This is a genomic window from Dyella sp. NPDC103356 (assembly GCF_055584465.1).
The window spans coordinates 35,641-52,398 of record NZ_JBVJLZ010000010.1; the positions used below are offsets into that span (position 1 = coordinate 35,641).

A 16,758-nucleotide genomic window follows, 5' to 3' on the forward strand; every position below is an offset into this window, starting at 1 on the left:
ATGAAAGCATCCACGCTAAGAACCTTCCAGATCGTTCACACCTGGACCGGCCTGATGGCCGGCTTCGCCTTGTTCATCGCGTTCTATGCCGGCGCGCTTACCGTTTTCCATGACGACATCGCCGCCTGGCAGACACCGCCGTGGCGCAGTACGCCGGATGCGGCCGTACCCGTGGGTGGCTTGATCGACAAACTGGTGGCCGAGCATCCCGAGGCACGTGCCGATTTCGGCATCGTGCTGCCGCCGACACAAGGCCAGGCACCTTACGCGTTCTGGGTCAGCGATGGCCAATCGCGCTTCGCTACTGCCGGCGAACTGGCGCAGCCCCGCCTGGAAGGCAACCCGAACGATCTGGCCGACTTTGTCTACGCGCTGCACGACTCGCTGGGCTTCCCGGTCGTCGGGCTGTATTTCATGGGCATTGTCAGCGTGTTGTATGGGTTGGCCCTGGTCTCGGGTGTGATCCTGCATCTGCCACAACTGGTCAAGGACCTGTTTGCGCTGCGCGTGGGCAAGAACATCAAGCGGCTCTGGCAGGATGCGCACAATGCCATCGGTGTGGTCAGCCTGCCTTTCCACATCATTTTCGCGATAACCGGCGCGGTGTTCTGCCTGTTCACCGTGACCATGCTCGCGCTCAATGTCACCGCTTTCAACGGCAAGCTGTTCGATGCGTTTGCCGAAGCGACGCGCACGGAACCGGCCGTGCAAGCGAGCGGTGTCGCCGCGACAATGCTTTCGTATGGCGAACTTGCCGCTCGTGCGCAGGCCGTCGCCAAGACGCGCGGTGCGGCAAACTTCGAACCGGACTATGTGCATTTCACGCATTACGGCGATCGCAACGCGGTAGCCATGGTTCGCGGCCTGTCCGATCGCGCACTCGATACCTACGGCTATATCGCACTGAACGCCGGCACCGGCGAGCCGCTGATGACCAGCGTCGGTGGCAACCGCGATGGCAACAGCATCGTCTACGCGGCCATGTACACCTTGCACTTCGGCAACTTCGGTGGCCGACCGGTGCAATGGCTGTACTTCCTGCTCGGCCTGGCCGGCGCCTTTCTGTTCTATTCGGGCAACCTGTTGTGGATCGAGTCGCGACGCAAGCGGCGCCATCGGGATCAACCCTTCAAGACCCGTGTCATGGCGCGCGCCACCGTCGGTGTCTGTATCGGCTCGTGCCTGGCGATCTCGGGCACCTTCGCGGCAACGATGATCGCTTCGTCGCTGGATATCGATGCGCAATGGCCGCAACGCGCGGCATGCTACGGGTTGTTCCTCGCCGCCTGCGCGTACGCGTGCCTGCGCCCGGTGGCACGCGCGACCGTCGAACTGCTGATCGCTACCGGCGTGCTTACGCTGGCCGTGTCACTGGCTGATCTGTTGCGCAATGCCGGCGCATGGATGCGGCCATGGACACCGCAAACGGTGGCCGTGCTTGGTGTCGACCTGGTTGGCATCGTGTTGGCGATCGCATTCTTCGCCTTCGCACGCGCCTCATCGCGACGCGCGCGTGAGGGCGATACCCACAGCGTGTGGACGTCTCAGGCGCGAACCGGTTTGCCGTAGCGCATATACAGCAGCCCGGTCAGCAACATCGCCGCCAGCGACAAGCCGGCGGCGATCGCAAACATCGGGCCGTAACGGCCGCCGGAAACGATCCAGCCGCCAAGCGGCCCGGTAATGCCCAAGGCCACATCGATAAACACCGAATAAGCCGACAGCGCGGCGCCACGGTTGTTCATGCTGACGCGACTGACGGCCTCCACACCTAGCGCAGGGAAGATCAGCGAGAAGCCGATGCCGGTCAATGCGGCGCCGAGCATCGCCATGGCCGAACTGCCGGCCAGCGCCAGAACGATCAGACCGACGCACTCGATCACCAGCGATGTCATCGCCACGCGATAGCCGCCAAAGCGCGAAATCGCACCGCCCATGACCAGGCGCACACTGACGAAGCAGATGCCGAACACGCTCAGCGCCAAAGCCGCACCGCTCCAGTGCACGCTGGCGTAGTACAACGTGATGAAGGTGGAAATGACACCAAACCCTACCCCACCCAGCGCGAGGCCCATGCCGTACGGCATGACACGACCGAACACATGATGCATCGGCAAACGTTCGCCCGCTTCGGCACGCACGCCGGGACGCTGCCAGGCAGCAAGCATGCCGCCGATCATCAGCAGCATGCCGCTGATGCCGATCGCGATGAAGCCGAAGCGGTCGGTCAGCAGCACACCCAGCGGCGCACCCACGGCGAGCGCGCCGTAGGTCGCGATGCCGTTCCAGGAAATCACCTTGGCCGTATGCGACGCACCGACGCGGCCGATGCCCCACATGATGCAGCCGGTGCCGACACAGCTTTCGCCGAACCCCAGAGCCAGGCGGCCGACCAACATGAGGCCGAACGAGAGCCCGGGCGTCGCATGCGCCAGTGCGGCGAAAATCATCAGCAGCCCGCTGATACCGCAGGCCGTCATGCCGATCAAGGCCGCTTGCTTGGGACCGGCGACGTCCGTAGTTCGCCCGGCAAAACCGCGGGTGAGCAAGGTAGCCACATACTGGGTACTGATCACCAGGCCGGCGAGCACCGCACCGTAGCCCAGGTCGTTGTGGACGAACGGCGGCAGTACGGCGAGCTGCAGGCCGATCACCAGGTAAGCAAAAAAAGTAAAGCAGACGACCTGCACGATGCGCAGCGTCAACTGCGCCTTGCCGACCGTTTCGGTTTCAGGGCTGGACATGGTACGGGGACTTCCGGGGAAAGGGCGTCGCACCTGGCCTGCCGATGCGAACAGCCGCTATTTTCGCAGACTGGCGAACCAACGTCGCCCTAAAACGCCAAACAGCAGCCAACCGACGTAAAGACCTGCGGCGGCGCCGCAGAACTCGAAAAATACCCGCGTCCCGATGCCGTCCGGGTCATGCACCTCGGCCAGCTTCGCCTTGAGCAACTGGATCGACTGCAACTGGCCGTAGTTGAAATAGACCAGGTCGGACAGGTCGCCGCTGGCGGCCAACGCCAAGGTGATCAGGTAAGACCAGCCAAACTGGGCCCCGTAGTGCCAGCCATTGCGCGTACCGATGGCATGAAATACCCCAAAGACCAGGGCGCCCACGATCAGGGCAATCAACCCCGCCTGCATGCCCCCCACCATCCCATAGCCCATCCACGATTGGTCGTAATGCATTACTTGTCGCTACCTGTCAGTCGGTCACCCATTATGCCCGGGTGTCATTAGGCTAAGCGGATATAGAACGCGCCAGTACGAAATCTGAATACGTGGCATCAAGCACAATCGTCGAGTCCACCCCATCACAATCCGGCGGGGCCGGTAGCGGCTAGACTCGGTACGCCGACGGGCATCACCACCACAAGACTCACAACTGGGCCAGCTGCGACCATGAGCCAGTTCATCAGCGAACACGCCGCATTGATTGTTATCGACGTGCAACCGGACTTCATGCCCGGCGGCCCGCTGGCCTGCCACGAAGGTGACGCGATCGTGCCCGGCATCGCCGCCCTGCTCGATACCGGCCTGTTTCGCCACGTGGTGGCAACCCAGGACTGGCATCCGCGCGGCCATGTGTCCTTTGCCGCCTCGCATGCCAACCGCCAACCCTTCGAGCGCATCCCGCTTTACGGCCACGCGCAGACGTTATGGCCGTCGCACTGCGTGCAAGGCACCCCGGGCGCCGAACTGCATCCGGCGATCGACTGGTCGGCCGCCGACCTGGTGTTGCGCAAGGGCAACGATCCGCGGGTGGATTCCTATAGCGGGTTTCGCGAGAACCACGGCCCCAGCGGCTCCCGCCCCAGCACCGGCCTGGCCGGCTGGCTGCGCGACCGCAATGTCTTCGAGCTGTATATCTGCGGCCTGGCGCGCGATGTCTGCGTGCTGTGGACGGCGCAAGATGCCGTCGACATGGGCTTCAAGACCCACGTGCTGTGGGATCTGACCCGCCCGGTCACCTCGGAGACCGATATCGCCACGCGTGCACGGCTGGATCGGCTGGAAGTGGACGTGATGGATTCGCGCAGGTTGTTCGAATTGTTGCCGATGAGTGCGGTGGGTTAGACGCAGGAGTGAGTGAGGGCATTACTCTCCGCCTTCCCGCCAGACTCGAACGTCCACTTCTCCTTCGTCGTCCACTACTACGCCGACCATCATGGGCCGACAGCACACCTGACAATCTTCGGTGTACTGCTGATCCTCAACGGACGTGTCGACGGCCAGATCGATGGGCTCGCCGCAGTACGGGCAGTTGACCGACACGAATTCCAGTGCACCGCCGCTCATGGCGCTTCTCCCAGTATCAGTGGCGACAGCACCGACACTCGGCGCTGATCGAGCGCCATCTGTGTCACGTCATCGCGATCGTAAATGTCCTGGCGAAAGCTCGGACGGTCGTTCTCGTGCAACTCTACCGTCCAGTACGCCAGTAGTACCGGCACGGGGCGTTTCAGGATGACGGATTGCGTTTTGACCGTATCGATCGCCTTGTCGATTGCCTGCGCATTCCACTTCTCCGAATCGTCCAGCAGCAACGCCGCCAACTCGCGCGGACGTTCTACGCGGATACAACCGGAGCTGTTGGCGCGTTGTCCGCGTGCAAACAGATTCTGATGCGGCGTGTCATGCAGATAGATCGCGTAGGGATTGGGAAAGCGGATCACCAATCGTCCCAGCGAATTACCCGGGCCTGGATCCTGTCGCAGCACGATGCCGCGCGGGTTGTTCCAGTCCACCCCTGAGGCATCGATCGGCTTGCCTTCGGTGTTGAGCACGCGAATGCGATTGGCGGCCAGATACCCACGGCTGCGCCGCACCTTTGGCAGCATGTCCTGTTTGAGAATGGTCGGCGGAACAGTCCAGGTTGGATTGAGCGTGATGTAGGTAATCCTCGATTTGAAGACCGGCGTACTACGATACGGCTTGCCTACCTGCACACGCGCATTCCAGATCGGCTGGCCATCCTTGTAATAAGCGATCTTGTAGCCGGCGATATCGACCAATACAAAGTCGCCTTGCACTTCGTGCAACAGCCAGCGCGCGCGTTCCAGATTGATGCGCAACTGATCCACGCGCGTGTCCGCCGACACATTGAGCGCGATACGGGTGACGGGGCCAAGATTGCCATCGTCTTCCAGGTACTGTTCCTGCTGGAACTGCTTGACGGCGTCATGCAGCGCGCTGTCGTAACGCTCGCTCTGCGCGTCGTTGTCAGTCAGATAACCACCAGCAATCAGACGCTCACGCAGTATAGACAGGCGCGCATCCTTCATGCCGAGCTTGATCGTCGGGCCATCGGGAATCTCCGGCCAACCGCCGCGCTCGGCGATCTCGCGCATCGACGCCAAGGCATGTCGCAACTGGTTGTAGAGCGGATGCTGCGGGCGCGCCCGATCGAACAAGCCGACGATATCGTTCCTGGCGATCGCGTCGCTTGCCGCATTCAAGCCGTCGACGATATTCAACGGTCGCGCATCGTAATTCCAATGCAGATCGAGCGAGGCCGGGTCAACCTTGCCCAGATACAAATGCGTCAACGCGGTGAGATAGGCATCCGTCGCGCGCAGGTCGAACAAGGCGAGCTGATCGGGCGATACATCTCCGCTATCGATCGACGCGCGCTGCCATTGCAACTGGCTCAGGCCGTAATCGTTCGGGTCGAGGCCGTCGTCGCGCAAGCCATCGAGCGCGGCGAACAACTGATCGAGAGCTTCGGGCTGCGTCCACACAGGACGATCCATGCGCTGCTCATACAGCACGATCAAGCCACGCCCCAATCCTGGCGTGCCGACATTGGCGGTGCTTATCTCGGTGATACGCCGATGGACGGCATCGGCCACCGGGTCGAGTGCCTGCGCAGCCGCCGACGGTATGCCTGCTACCAGCACACCGGCCACCAGCAATCGCCTGATCCACGTCTTGAACGCCTCACGCGACGACATCTGCATCCCCCTGCTCCATGGTTGAGGCCGCTTTATTTCGACAGTCTCGACTTAACACCATCCCTCACAACCCGCTAAATACATGATCCAACGAAGAATTAACAGTTCCTTGATAGGATGATCATGTTGTTTCGCAGCCCGACATCTCATGTTCCGACTCCCACGCTACGCCGCGTTTATTGCGGCGCTTGTGCCAGCTTTTTTTTGCATTGCCCCCAGCCACGCTGCCGATGCCACGCTGCTGGATGCGCTCACCCGTTTGGCGCCCCAGGCCAACCCGCGAGTGATCGGGCTTGCCCTGAAAGCCACCGACTGCGCGACTGCCAGCGGCCTGCCCGCGTCGGACCGTCTGGCCGTGATCGACTATTCGCGACCATCGACCGAACCGCGCCTGTGGGTGTTCGACCTGACCCGCCGAAAATTGTTGTTCCATGAACTGGTCGCGCACGGGCGCAATTCGGGCGACAACATGGCGACGAAGTTTTCCAACCAGCCGGACAGCCTCGAATCGAGCCTGGGCTTGTTCCGCACGCTCGATACGTATGACGGACACAACGGTTACTCGCTGCGCATGAACGGGCTGGAGCCGGGCGTCAACGACCACGCGCTCGACCGTGCGCTGGTGATTCACGGCGCGGGCTATGTCGACCCGAAAACCGCCGGCCGCCAGGGCCGTATCGGCCGCAGCTGGGGTTGTCCGGCGGTACGTTCGGCGGTAGCGCATCGGCTGATCGATACGCTCAAGGGCGGGCAATACGTGTTCTCCTACTACCCCGATCGCCAATGGCTCGGTGGTTCGCGTTATCTGAAATGCAGTGCGCCTCAGACACAGGTGGCCAAGGCGCCCTGATCAGCGCTTGTCCGCCGACGACAGCGCGGTGCCGCGCTTGTTGATCGCAAACTGGCGTGTCTCGCCAGCGCCGATGTTCGCATCGGCATGGGTCGGGTTGTTCTGGCAGGCGCCTGAAGTTTCCAGGCCCAGGCTGTGCTGTCCATTGGGCAGATGAAACGTCACCTGCTCGCCGGTCTCGATATCCGCGGCGAACTTGTCGTCGATGCTCAAGCGGCTGGAGCAGCCACCGCCGAACAGGCCGTTTTCCCGGGTTACCGTCAATGTGGCATCGCCGTCGTTGGGCGATTGATACAGGAACACCCGGTTGGCGACCGCGTCTCTGATAGCCGTGTCATGTTGCGTGGCCGTACCGCAGCCGGCCAGCACCAAAACAGTTCCCGCGAGCAGGATCGATTTCATACGACGGCTCCGCATCATGACGAGCGCCTAGCATCGTCGTGGAACGATCAAACCAGCGTGAACCGCGCGTCCCATTCCTTGAGGGTGAGGATGGCAAAGCCGGCATCACGCAGTGTGCGGCGGCCGAGTTTGAGCAGTTCCTTGTCCTTGGTGATCAACCACTGGGCCTGTGCCGCCAGCGCCAGTTCCAGGAATTTCTGATCGTCCGTATCCTTGCAAAGCGGCAGCATGATATCGCGGCTGGCGCGCCCTTCGGCCGGCAGATAGCGAAGACACCGATCCAGTTGTTCGGTGGCTCGCTGCTGCCGATCGTTATCGAGGGCGAATTGCGGATAGGTGATCACACGCAACCATTCGTCACGACAGGCCTGGTCGATAAGCGCATGCACGGCGCCACGCTGCAACGTGCGCAGCAGGGTTTGGGCATGGGGATCGGCAAAGACGAACGCGTCCAGGCAGACATTGGTGTCCAGCACCACGCGCGGAATGGCAGGCGAAGCTTTGCTCACGGATCACAGTTCAAGATCGTCGGCTGGGCAGTTTAAAAGGGAACGGCCTCACCGGGACGGTCTACCGGCTGTTCATTTTCCAGCCAGCTACTGCGCGCTCAAACGCGTAACCTTGCGCAGCCTCAACGCCGATACCGCTCCCATGTCCGAACCTCAACTCGAACCGCACAGTCGTGCGGCGCTTCCGCTTGCGCCTTCGCTGGACCCGACGCTTGCCGCGGCGCAGATGCCACGGCAATTCCGCCCGCTGGACCGGCGTGTGCTGTGGATCAGCGCCCTGGGCATGTCGCTCGCCGTGGGCGTTGCCTGCGTGGCGCAGCTGCTGACCGCCCTGATCGGCCTGGTTACCAACCTCGCCTTCTACGGTCGCTGGAGCACGACGTTTGTCAGCCCGGCGGGGAATCGCCTTGGCCTGTGGGTCATCGTCGTTCCGGTGATCGGCGGCCTGGTCGTCGGCGTCATGGCGCGCTGGGGATCGCGGGCGATTCGCGGCCACGGCATTCCCGAAGCCATGGAGCAGGTGCTGTTGAACCAGAGTCGCATCCCACCGCGGATTACCTGGCTCAAGCCAGTGTCCTCGGCAGTGGCGATCGGCACCGGCGGCCCGTTCGGTGCCGAAGGCCCGATCATCGCTACCGGCGGTGCGCTCGGCTCGTTGATCGGCCAATGGCTGCATGTCACCGCCGACGAACGCAAGACGCTGCTGGCTGCCGGCGCAGCCGCCGGCATGGCGGCCGTGTTCTGCGCACCGGTGTCGGCCGTGCTCCTGGCGATCGAGTTGCTACTGTTTGAGCGCCGTGCGCGTTCGCTGATTCCGGTGGCGCTGGCCACCGTGGTGGCCACGGGCGTGCGGCTCATCTTCGAAGGCGGCGATGCCATGTTTCCGCTGCCTGGCCTGGCCGCGCCCGAGCCGATGGCTTTGGCCGTCTATACGCTGCTCGGTGCGCTGGTGGGTGCGGTCAGCGTAGGTGTTACCAAGTTGACCTATGCCATCGAGGATGGCTTTGAAAAGCTGCCGATCCACTGGATGTGGTGGCCGGCGCTGGGCGGCGTGGCGGTGGGCGTGATCGGCTATTTCATGCCGCTGACGCTAGGCGTGGGCTACGCCAATATCGCCAGCGTGCTGGCCGGTCAGCTCGGCCTCGGCGCGATGCTCTCGCTGTGCCTGTTCAAGCTGCTGTCCTGGTCGATCGCGCTGGGCAGCGGCACCTCGGGCGGTACGCTTGCACCGCTCTTTACCGTCGGTAGCGCGCTGGGCGGTGTCTGTGGCCTCGTACTGGTGACGTGGGCGCCTTGGTTGCATGTCGACGCGCGCATGGCCGCACTGGTTTGCATGGCCGCCATGTTTGCCGGGGCATCGCGCGCCTTTCTCGCCTCGGTGGTCTTCGCGTTCGAAACCACCCAGCAACCGCACGGCCTGCTGCCCTTGCTCGGTGCCTGCGCAGCGGCCTATCTGGTTTCCGGTTTGATGATGCGCCATACGATCATGACCGAGAAAATCGCGCGGCGCGGCGTGCGTGTGCCCAGCGAGTATGTCGCCGACCATCTGGACCGCTTGCTGGTCAGCGAAGCCTGCAGCCGCGCCGTGGTGACGCTGAGCGCTACGCAATCGGTTGCCGAGGTTCGCCAGTGGATGCAGTCGGGAGTCGATGCGAAAGCACGCCATCAGGGCTATCCCGTGGTGGACGAAGCGCAGCGCCTGCTCGGCGTGCTCACGCGACGCGATCTATGGGGTACGGAGATACCCGACACGGCGTCCATACAGCGTCTGATCCGGCGCGCCCCCATTGTTGTGCACCAGACGCACACGCTGCGCGACGCCGCCGACCATATGGTCGAAGCCGATGTGGGACGCCTGGTCGTCGTCAGCGAGACCGACGACCGGCACATTGTCGGCATATTGACTCGCGGCGACCTGCTGGCCGCCCATGCCAGCCGTCTGCATGAGGCCCGCAAGGCTGTCCGTCATTTCGGGAACAGGCTGCAACGCGAGGCCTAGCCAGCCACCGGACGGGGTGGCGACTTGCTTAAAACTACTCCGAACTTTGGCCGCGACGTGCGCTATCCGGCAGCAGCCATGCAAGAATGGGGGCCCCCGGACACATCCATCCCCCACAACGCATGGCACTTTCGAAAGATCCATTTCGCCAATTCCAGGAGGAACTTGCCGCGCTGGAACGCGAAATCGAGCAACGCAAGCCGGCCAGAGCGCCGACGCCTGCACCTGCGCCTGTGGCCGCGCCCGAGCCGCCACCGGCGGCACCGGTCAAGCGCCTGAGCAAGAAGGCGGCAGCCGCCGAGCGGCTGGCACAGATTCGCGCCGAGTTCCTGGCATTTCGCGATCACTACGAGTTGACGGTCGCCGACGTCGTCGCCTTTTTCCCGCCCGAAGAAGGTATCGCCTATCTGGAGCAACTGATCGCCGCCTCGCAGAACAAGCCCCGGCGCGGTCGCAAGCCCAAGATTCTGAGCGAGATGCCGGACGAGCCATAAGCTCGCCCGGCCGGTCAGGCCGCTTTTGCCACCTACATATGAGGCTGAGGCTGCGCCGGCTGCTGCGCTTTTGCTGCCGGCTGCTCCTGCGCCTTGCCTTGCGCCGCTTGCTGCCAGGCTTGGCTGCTCTGCTCTACCGAAGCATTGAGCGCTTGCGCGGTTTGCACGTGCGCCGTCTGCTTGAAGGGCGAGTTCAAATCGCCTTGCACGGCGAATGCGCGCGACGCATCGTCGTTCAAGATCACGTGATTGACCTCACGCAAGCCTTCGCTGCGCGCCGCAACGACCAAGGCGGCGGCCAGATTGTCGCTGTGCTGATCGGGCGTGCGGTTGTGTTGCGCATCCAGGCGATAGACCGCATCGCGCGTCTGTTCGAACAACGCATGATCGGGATGGCCGGCGCGGTCCAGGCGTGGCGCAGCCGGGGTGTCGAGCGCGGGCAGATTGACCTGAGATGGCGCGACATTCGGCGGTAGCGGCACGAAAGCATGCGTGCTCGCCGTGTGGTCGAAATGTTGCTGCGTCGGCGGCGCCGTACTTTTATCCACGAACGGCATCTGATGGTGATTGGCACCAAGGTCGATCCCGTTTTGTTCGACCTGGCTGCGCGATAGATGCAGGCTCGCCATGTTCACGCTCATTTCCGGTGGCGCAACGCCCGGCTGCGGCACGTTGTTGGCGCGTTCGTACTGCACCGCAAGGCCAATCGCATAAGCGCCGTAGTAGTTGGGATAATCCGAGTTTCCGTGAAAACCCAGGCCACCGACCGGCCGCGGCTTATCGAAGAAATTCTGCCCCATGCCGGCAAGATTGTGGGCCGATGTTTCCATCGTCATATCGGCCTTGACCTGCAAATTCGGCTTCAGCGTATAGGCCGGTGGCACATGCGTCATATCGACATTGATGAAATCGGCCATGCGACCAGGATTGCGCTCGTAGATATCTTTCATGGTCGGTGTAGCGCCGCTTTGTTTCTGCGCCGCACTTACGATGGCATTCCAGCCTGAAATTTCCGCGCCGGCTTCATCACGGCGATTGGCGGCAATCAGGTTGCCGATCGCGGCGGTGTAATCGTGATCGTGCTGATGCGATTGCGCGACAGCCTGCGCCGCATTTCCAAAATCGGTATAAGCCTGTGCGGTGGCTGCGTTATTGAAACTATGCTGCAGCTCGTGCCCAAGCACGAACGTCGGCTCGCCTGCGTCGAATTTTGCACCGCCCGCCGGTGTCGACAGAATGCTCAACGGCAGGCGCATGGAGTGATCCCCCGCGCTGTATTCGCCGCCTGCATGAGGGTTGGTCAGCGGAACGATGTGCTGCAGATGACCGGCCGCCACCGAGCGATTGACTTCATCGGTCAGCGCCGGAGACGCGTTGATGACTGCCTGCAGGTTGTGTACCTGATCAGCCGTGACGCCGGGTTGGTGCCCGAAGGCATCGATGACGGCTTGTGCTTGCGGTGTAATCCCAGCCATGAGAGCGCTCCTTCGCTTATTGGATGATGACCGTCTTCACACAGGAACGGTTGGTGACACCGTCTTGCGTCTGCGGATGTTCGGCCTGCGCCAGCACCTGGACATGCAAATGCGGACGATCGAAGTTCTCCGAAACGACCGTGCCGTGCTCGCCGCGGTTTTCCTTGCGGGAAAAACCGATCGCTTCGAGCTCGGAGGTGAACTTGATATAGTCGATGTCGCAAATCTCGGTCGCCGCGGGGTTGCTGCCCGGATCGCTGCTGAAACCGAAATCGATGCGCGGACCGGTCACACGCGAATTTTGTCGCGAAATACCCCAGCCCCAATCCTTGGATAGTTTCGCGCCGTATCCATAAGTATCCTGGTCGACAACTGTAACGTTGACGCCCATGCCCTTGCCGATGAAGTCGGGCGTGAAATCCTTGATGCTCTTGCCTTCGCGCAACAAACCAAGCAAGCGCTGCAGTGCTTCCTTGGCGGTAATGGTGGACTGCGCGGGATCACTCTTGACGGGTGTGGTCATCACCGATTTCTCCTTGTCAGGCTTCGAAGTAGGGCTGAAGGCGACCGCATCGGACGTGCAGACGCTGATTACTGCGAGGGACAATGCAAAAGCCCAGGTTCGGTTTTTGCGGTATCCGGCTAGATATCCTTGGGCGGGCATGCGGAACTCCTTCTCTGGCACTTAGGTTCATCCTTTGGTCGCGCCTGGGCAGGCTGCGCCAGGGCCGGACTTTACCGTTTCCCGGATTAAGCCGGTGTGCCTTGGGGAACATAACGCGAACTGGCTCGCGCCGCCTCTGTCTGACAAACTAGCCAAAAGAAAGATGACGCCTTTTAATCAACCTGTTATAAAGGGGATTAATGGTTATTTGTAGGACAAATCACGCCATTACCATTATGGGAAGCCCGGCGCCCCAAGGAAACCACAGCGAATGGTGAAGCTCGGAGCCGTGCGTAATCTGCACCATCAGGTGATCCAGGAGCTTGGGCGACTGATCGTGAGCGGCGAGCTAGCCGCCGGTAAAAGCCTGCCACGCGAGGAAGTACTCGCTGAACGCATGAGCGTCAGCCGCACCGCCCTGCGTGAAGCGATGAAGGTGCTTTCGGCCAAGGGCCTGATCGAGTCGCGCCAGAAGACCGGCACGCGGGTACGCGACCCCATCCACTGGAACCAGCTCGACGCCGACGTATTGGCCTGGCGCTGCGCCTCCATGCCGACCGACAGCTTTGTCGACAAGCTGGTGGAAATGCGCGAGATCATCGAGCCGGCCGCTGCCGCGACAGCCGCACGCCGCCGCACGGTCGAGCAACTGGCGGCGCTCGAAACGGCCTATCAGGCCATGGCCGCGGCCGAAGACCTCGACGCCTGGACGGTCGCCGACCTGTCCTTTCACGAATGCATGCTCAAGGCCACCAATAACGAGCTGTTGACGTCGCTGTTCTCGGTGATCGAGACGGCGCTGGGGACGTACTTCGTGTTGTCCGCGCGCAATTCGGCCAATTTCAAGAATGCGCTGCCGCAGCACTTCAAGGTCTACGAAGCGATTCGCCGCCGCCAACCGGAAGTCGCGCGTCAGGCGATGATCAAGATGGTGGCCGATTCGCGCAGCAATATTCGGCGGCAGCAGTCGGGTAAGGCGAGCGCTTAAGCAGAAGGCTCGCTTCGCATCGCCTCGTGCCCCCCCTCACCCCAACCCTCTCCCCCGGCAAAGCCAGGGGAGAGGGAGCTGACTGAGGAAACTCTCAGTATTCCGCATTTCCGCAACCTACCCCCTCTCCCCTGGCTTCGCCGGGGGAGAGGGTTGGGGTGAGGAGGGCTCTAGCAACAACTACCCATCAAGACCCCACCCGCTCGAACACCAACCCCGCAGCATCCAGATCGCTGCGCAGCTTCAGATCGATCCCATGGCTCATCCAGTACGCACCGCTCGCCACCGCAGGCGTACCCGGCATGGCCTCGCCGTGAATGCTGCGATAGCGATAGCGCGCGTTCGGATCCAGCCCCTGCAGGTATAACGTGGGATACGCCTGCGCCTCCTGCCCTTGTCTCAGAAAGGCAAACAGCACGGCCTGCGCACCATCGGCCGCCACCGACTCGGTCGCCGAATAAGGCGCGCGCTCCTGCGGCGACAACAACCGATACAGTCGGCCCTGCTGCACGGTGGCGCGGATGTCCTTATAGGCGGCGATGTAATGCTGCGCTGTCGCATCTTCTGCCGACGTCCATTCCAGGATCTTCGCGCCGATACCCAAACCGCCCTGCATCGACGACAGGAAACGGAAGTCCAGCGAGCTCTGCCGCTCATTGACCCAGTTCGGCGAGCCGGTCACCCACGACATCATCACCGCCGGCGCATAGGCGTACGAGAAACCGTCCTGAATCGACAGGCGATCGGATGGATCGGTGTTGTCCGAAGGCCATACTTCGTCGGTCAGCCCCATGATGCCCAGGTCGACGCGCGCGCCGCCGCCGGAGCACGATTCAATCTCCACGCCCGGGTGACGTTCGCGCAGGCGGCGCAGAATGTCGTACAGGTGCTGTACGTAGACGACATAGACCTTCTGCTGATCTTCCGGCGACAGCTGCGGCCAGCCCGGCTCGGTCCAGTTGCGGTTGTAGTCCCACTTCAGAAACTGGATATCGTTCTTGCTCAACAACTGGTCGAGCGCGTCGAACACATAGTCGCGCACATCGTCGCGCGCAAGATTCAACACCAGCTGGTTACGCCCCTCGGTACGCTGACGGCCTTCGAAGTTGAGCACCCAGTCGGGATGCTTGCGATAGAGATCGCTATCGGGGTTGACCATCTCCGGCTCGACCCAGATGCCAAAGCTCATGCCCAGGCCATGGACCTTGTCGATCAGCGGCTTCAAGCCGTTCGGAAATTTTTCGCGATTGACCGTCCAATCACCCAAACCGGCGTGATCGCTATTGCGCGCGCCAAACCAGCCGTCGTCGATAACGAAACGCTCCACACCCAGCTTGGCGGCCTTCTCGGCCAGGCGTTCCTGCTCCGGCTCGTTGACTTTGAATTCGGTCGCTTCCCAGGAGTTGTAGAGCACCGGGCGCAACTTCGGACGCGGCGCTTGCGGCAGCACGCGCGTCGTCTCGAATTGATGCATCAGGCGCGACGCCTCGCCGATACCCGCGTCGGTATAGCCCGCGTAGAACATCGGCGTATCCAGCGCCTCGCCCGGCTTGAGCCGGTAGGAGAAATCGAACGGGTTATAGCCGCCCGTGACGCGTACCTGATTCAGGACATCCTGATCGATACGGATACTCCACGAACCGCTCCAGGCCAGCGCACCGAACCAGACGCGGCCGTGCGATTCGTTCCATGCGCCGCCACGCTCGATCGCAAACCACGGGTTGTTTTCGTCGCCGGTCGAACCGCGGCGACTCTCCAGCACCGTGGCGCCAGGCGTGACCTGGCGCGTGCGTACATGCCATTCGCTGGCCCAGGTGCCGGTGAGGTAACGCAACGAATAGTCGGTGGCCGGCGGCAGGTTCCAGCTTGCCGCCGCCGCGCTATCGATGGTGAGCGCTTGCGCCGCATGGTTCTCGATGCGTGCGGAGCGGCCGACGATACCGGTGTCCCCATCGACGGTATAGCGCAGCCCGACGGTGACGTTCGCCTTGGCGTCGCGCAAACTGATCTGCAAGCTGTCCTTGTCGATCTTGTAACTGTCGTAACGCAGGATCAGATCACGGTTGCCATCGGCAAAATGCAGCTTGAGATCCGGCATGACGGTAATCGGACCGCCCCAGCCTGCGTATTCCTGCGGCGTGTTGGCGCCGATGGAGTCGAATGACGACCAGGATTTGGGCGGCACCGCTGGCCCCACCGGATCGTCCTGCGCAAGGCGTGACCCCCAATACAAGGTCTGCAAGGCACCGTCGCCGTTGACGCCAAATGCATAAGTGATCTTGCCCGCATCGATACGGAAGACACGGTGCGCCTCGTCGTAATGAATCGATGCTGCCTGCTGTGCTTGAGGCTTAGTCGACTTGGCATCGATCGACAGCGACCCACAAACCGACCACACACCTAACGCGAGAACCGCAACCGCCTTGGACATCGTCACTCGATTCACCCTCTACCCCTTCCACTGTCGTCGACCACGCGAAACACAAAACGCCGCGTCAGGTTCGCACCCGGCACCAGGTATGTCATGCCGTTGGCTGCTGCGCCACCCGGAAGATGCACGGCATTGATCGGATGATCGACCGGCTCGAAACAGAAAAACTCATCGTCGGCGGGGGTATAGAGCACGAACGTATCGACGTCCGTCTCTACATGCAGCTGCAAGCCGAGTGTCGGCCATGAAATGACCGCATCGCCCATCCAGGGCTGAAAGCCGTGATTGACGCCCTCGTCCGGCAGCACGCGCGGCTGATGGAAGTCCCACGCTTCAGGGACATCCACGCGCGCCACCGGCAGCGGCGTCTTTCCATCATTCATCCACACCTGGGACGCGGGCGCGTGCAGCAGCACCTCGCCATGGCGCAGAAAGAAGGGATGCAGGCCCAATCCGAATGGCATCGTCGACGGGCCGGTGTTGGTCACGCTCAGCTCGACCACCAGCGCCTCGTCGTGCAGCGTGTAACGCTGGGTAGCGCGATAGACATAGCCATCCGCCTGCGCCTCCTGCAATTCCAGCAGCGCTTCGCATTCACTGTGCTCGCGTACTTCCCAGGCGCGCTGCCAACCGCTGCCATGGATGGGGAAAGGTTCGTCGTCGCGATTGGGCGCCAAGGCGACATGGCGCCCCTCTACGGAAAACCCACCGTCCGCGATCCGATTGCTCCACGGCAATAACGGATAGCAGGCAAGTTGATTGGGATCGCTCGGATGCTCCGGCGCGGGCCGCATCAAGGGAATGGCCTGGCCACGCGCACGCCAGTCGAAACCGGCAAGCCCACCGCCCAGCTCAGGCAGAATCTGCACGCTCAGTTGAGCATTGATCAAACGCAACAACGCATCGCACTCCCACACTGCTTCGCCCATCGCCGTTGCGGATCGACCCGAACCGCGAGTCTATATTGTCTTATTTTAAGATAATAATAAG

At 62.2% G+C, this 16,758-nt stretch carries 16 protein-coding genes; 6 read left to right on the forward strand and 10 right to left on the reverse strand.

Annotated elements, in window-relative coordinates; translation table 11 throughout:
- Positions 1-1,569, forward strand: a complete 1,569-nt coding sequence (locus ACZ6WW_RS19670; RefSeq protein ID WP_465275707.1) for a PepSY-associated TM helix domain-containing protein — start codon at positions 1-3, stop codon at positions 1,567-1,569.
- Here ACZ6WW_RS19670 and ACZ6WW_RS19675 read toward each other — a convergent pair.
- Together ACZ6WW_RS19675 and ACZ6WW_RS19680 are read right to left on the reverse strand one after the other, a co-directional pair.
- Complete coding sequence (locus ACZ6WW_RS19675; RefSeq protein ID WP_465275708.1) at positions 1,545-2,744, reverse strand: MFS transporter; 1,200 nt, start codon at positions 2,742-2,744, stop codon at positions 1,545-1,547. The two genes, ACZ6WW_RS19670 and ACZ6WW_RS19675, sit on opposite strands and share 25 nt — an antisense overlap.
- A 57-nt stretch (positions 2,745-2,801) precedes the next feature.
- Complete coding sequence (locus tag ACZ6WW_RS19680) at positions 2,802-3,191, reverse strand: hypothetical protein (protein WP_281851934.1); 390 nt, start codon at positions 3,189-3,191, stop codon at positions 2,802-2,804.
- A 213-nt stretch (positions 3,192-3,404) separates the two neighbouring features.
- On the opposite strand from ACZ6WW_RS19680, the gene pncA reads away from it, so the two are divergent.
- Positions 3,405-4,079 carry a bifunctional nicotinamidase/pyrazinamidase gene (gene pncA / locus ACZ6WW_RS19685; protein WP_281851933.1) on the forward strand — a complete coding sequence of 225 codons (675 nt, stop codon included), beginning with the start codon at positions 3,405-3,407 and terminating at the stop codon, positions 4,077-4,079.
- A 21-nt stretch (positions 4,080-4,100) separates the two neighbouring features.
- Here pncA and ACZ6WW_RS19690 read toward each other — a convergent pair whose 3' ends face one another.
- The gene (locus ACZ6WW_RS19690; protein WP_281851932.1) at positions 4,101-4,301 is read right to left on the reverse strand and encodes a CPXCG motif-containing cysteine-rich protein; all 201 of its coding nucleotides are present in this window, start codon (positions 4,299-4,301) and stop codon (positions 4,101-4,103) included.
- Complete coding sequence (locus tag ACZ6WW_RS19695) at positions 4,298-5,962, reverse strand: L,D-transpeptidase family protein (RefSeq protein WP_465275709.1); 1,665 nt, start codon at positions 5,960-5,962, stop codon at positions 4,298-4,300. The genes ACZ6WW_RS19690 and ACZ6WW_RS19695 overlap by 4 nt, the downstream gene beginning before the upstream one ends.
- Before the next feature lie 142 nt (positions 5,963-6,104).
- On the opposite strand from ACZ6WW_RS19695, the gene ACZ6WW_RS19700 reads away from it, so the two are divergent.
- Positions 6,105-6,806: a murein L,D-transpeptidase catalytic domain family protein gene (locus tag ACZ6WW_RS19700; RefSeq protein WP_465275710.1), complete on the forward strand. Its 702-nt coding sequence runs from the start codon at positions 6,105-6,107 to the stop codon at positions 6,804-6,806.
- Here ACZ6WW_RS19700 and ACZ6WW_RS19705 read toward each other — a convergent pair whose 3' ends face one another.
- Positions 6,807-7,208, reverse strand: coding sequence for a hypothetical protein (locus ACZ6WW_RS19705; RefSeq protein WP_281851929.1), 402 nt, complete (start codon positions 7,206-7,208; stop codon positions 6,807-6,809).
- A 47-nt stretch (positions 7,209-7,255) separates the two neighbouring features.
- The gene (locus tag ACZ6WW_RS19710) at positions 7,256-7,717 is read right to left on the reverse strand and encodes a putative toxin-antitoxin system toxin component, PIN family (RefSeq protein WP_465275711.1); all 462 of its coding nucleotides are present in this window, start codon (positions 7,715-7,717) and stop codon (positions 7,256-7,258) included.
- A gap of 142 nt (positions 7,718-7,859) precedes the next feature.
- Here ACZ6WW_RS19710 and ACZ6WW_RS19715 point away from each other — a divergent pair, with 142 nt between their 5' ends.
- Entirely contained in the window at positions 7,860-9,716 is a 1,857-nt protein-coding gene (locus tag ACZ6WW_RS19715) for a chloride channel protein (RefSeq protein WP_465275712.1), read from the forward strand.
- 122 nt (positions 9,717-9,838) lie between these two features.
- Positions 9,839-10,210, forward strand: coding sequence for a 2-hydroxyacyl-CoA dehydratase (locus ACZ6WW_RS19720; RefSeq protein WP_465275713.1), 372 nt, complete (start codon positions 9,839-9,841; stop codon positions 10,208-10,210).
- A gap of 32 nt (positions 10,211-10,242) precedes the next feature.
- Here the strand turns inward: ACZ6WW_RS19720 and ACZ6WW_RS19725 are convergent, their stop codons facing one another.
- Positions 10,243-11,685 (reverse strand): XVIPCD domain-containing protein, encoded by a 1,443-nt coding sequence (locus ACZ6WW_RS19725; RefSeq protein WP_465275714.1) that lies wholly within the window; start codon positions 11,683-11,685, stop codon positions 10,243-10,245.
- A 16-nt stretch (positions 11,686-11,701) separates the two neighbouring features.
- Positions 11,702-12,208, reverse strand: a complete 507-nt coding sequence (locus ACZ6WW_RS19730; protein ID WP_465275715.1) for a hypothetical protein — start codon at positions 12,206-12,208, stop codon at positions 11,702-11,704.
- A 412-nt stretch (positions 12,209-12,620) separates the two neighbouring features.
- On the opposite strand from ACZ6WW_RS19730, the gene ACZ6WW_RS19735 reads away from it, so the two are divergent.
- Entirely contained in the window at positions 12,621-13,337 is a 717-nt protein-coding gene (locus tag ACZ6WW_RS19735; RefSeq protein WP_281851923.1) for a FadR/GntR family transcriptional regulator, read from the forward strand.
- A 187-nt stretch (positions 13,338-13,524) separates the two neighbouring features.
- On the opposite strand, the gene ACZ6WW_RS19740 is transcribed toward ACZ6WW_RS19735, so the two are convergent.
- Both ACZ6WW_RS19740 and ACZ6WW_RS19745 read right to left on the reverse strand, forming a co-directional pair.
- On the reverse strand, positions 13,525-15,768 hold the full coding sequence (locus ACZ6WW_RS19740; protein ID WP_465275716.1) for an alpha-galactosidase: 2,244 nt from the start codon (positions 15,766-15,768) through the stop codon (positions 13,525-13,527).
- Positions 15,769-15,779: 11 nt separating this feature from the next.
- The gene (locus ACZ6WW_RS19745) at positions 15,780-16,697 is read right to left on the reverse strand and encodes an aldose 1-epimerase (RefSeq protein ID WP_281851921.1); all 918 of its coding nucleotides are present in this window, start codon (positions 16,695-16,697) and stop codon (positions 15,780-15,782) included.
- Positions 16,698-16,758: the final 61 nt, after the last annotated feature.

Bases quoted from the DNA above. Each gene is read 5' to 3' on its own strand.
- ACZ6WW_RS19735 (WP_281851923.1), top strand. From the start codon at position 12,621: ATGGTGAAGCTCGGAGCCGTGCGTAATCTGCACCATCAGGTGATCCAG.
- ACZ6WW_RS19720 (WP_465275713.1), top strand. From the start codon at position 9,839: ATGGCACTTTCGAAAGATCCATTTCGCCAATTCCAGGAGGAACTTGCC.
- ACZ6WW_RS19740 (WP_465275716.1), bottom strand. From the start codon at position 15,768: ATGTCCAAGGCGGTTGCGGTTCTCGCGTTAGGTGTGTGGTCGGTTTGT.
- ACZ6WW_RS19730 (WP_465275715.1), bottom strand. From the start codon at position 12,208: ATGACCACACCCGTCAAGAGTGATCCCGCGCAGTCCACCATTACCGCC.
- ACZ6WW_RS19690 (WP_281851932.1), bottom strand. From the start codon at position 4,301: ATGAGCGGCGGTGCACTGGAATTCGTGTCGGTCAACTGCCCGTACTGC.
- ACZ6WW_RS19715 (WP_465275712.1), top strand. From the start codon at position 7,860: ATGTCCGAACCTCAACTCGAACCGCACAGTCGTGCGGCGCTTCCGCTT.
- ACZ6WW_RS19725 (WP_465275714.1), bottom strand. From the start codon at position 11,685: ATGGCTGGGATTACACCGCAAGCACAAGCCGTCATCGATGCCTTCGGG.
- ACZ6WW_RS19705 (WP_281851929.1), bottom strand. From the start codon at position 7,208: ATGAAATCGATCCTGCTCGCGGGAACTGTTTTGGTGCTGGCCGGCTGC.
- ACZ6WW_RS19695 (WP_465275709.1), bottom strand. From the start codon at position 5,962: ATGCAGATGTCGTCGCGTGAGGCGTTCAAGACGTGGATCAGGCGATTG.
- ACZ6WW_RS19700 (WP_465275710.1), top strand. From the start codon at position 6,105: ATGTTCCGACTCCCACGCTACGCCGCGTTTATTGCGGCGCTTGTGCCA.
- ACZ6WW_RS19675 (WP_465275708.1), bottom strand. From the start codon at position 2,744: ATGTCCAGCCCTGAAACCGAAACGGTCGGCAAGGCGCAGTTGACGCTG.
- ACZ6WW_RS19745 (WP_281851921.1), bottom strand. From the start codon at position 16,697: ATGGGCGAAGCAGTGTGGGAGTGCGATGCGTTGTTGCGTTTGATCAAT.
- ACZ6WW_RS19670 (WP_465275707.1), top strand. From the start codon at position 1: ATGAAAGCATCCACGCTAAGAACCTTCCAGATCGTTCACACCTGGACC.
- ACZ6WW_RS19680 (WP_281851934.1), bottom strand. From the start codon at position 3,191: ATGCATTACGACCAATCGTGGATGGGCTATGGGATGGTGGGGGGCATG.
- pncA (WP_281851933.1), top strand. From the start codon at position 3,405: ATGAGCCAGTTCATCAGCGAACACGCCGCATTGATTGTTATCGACGTG.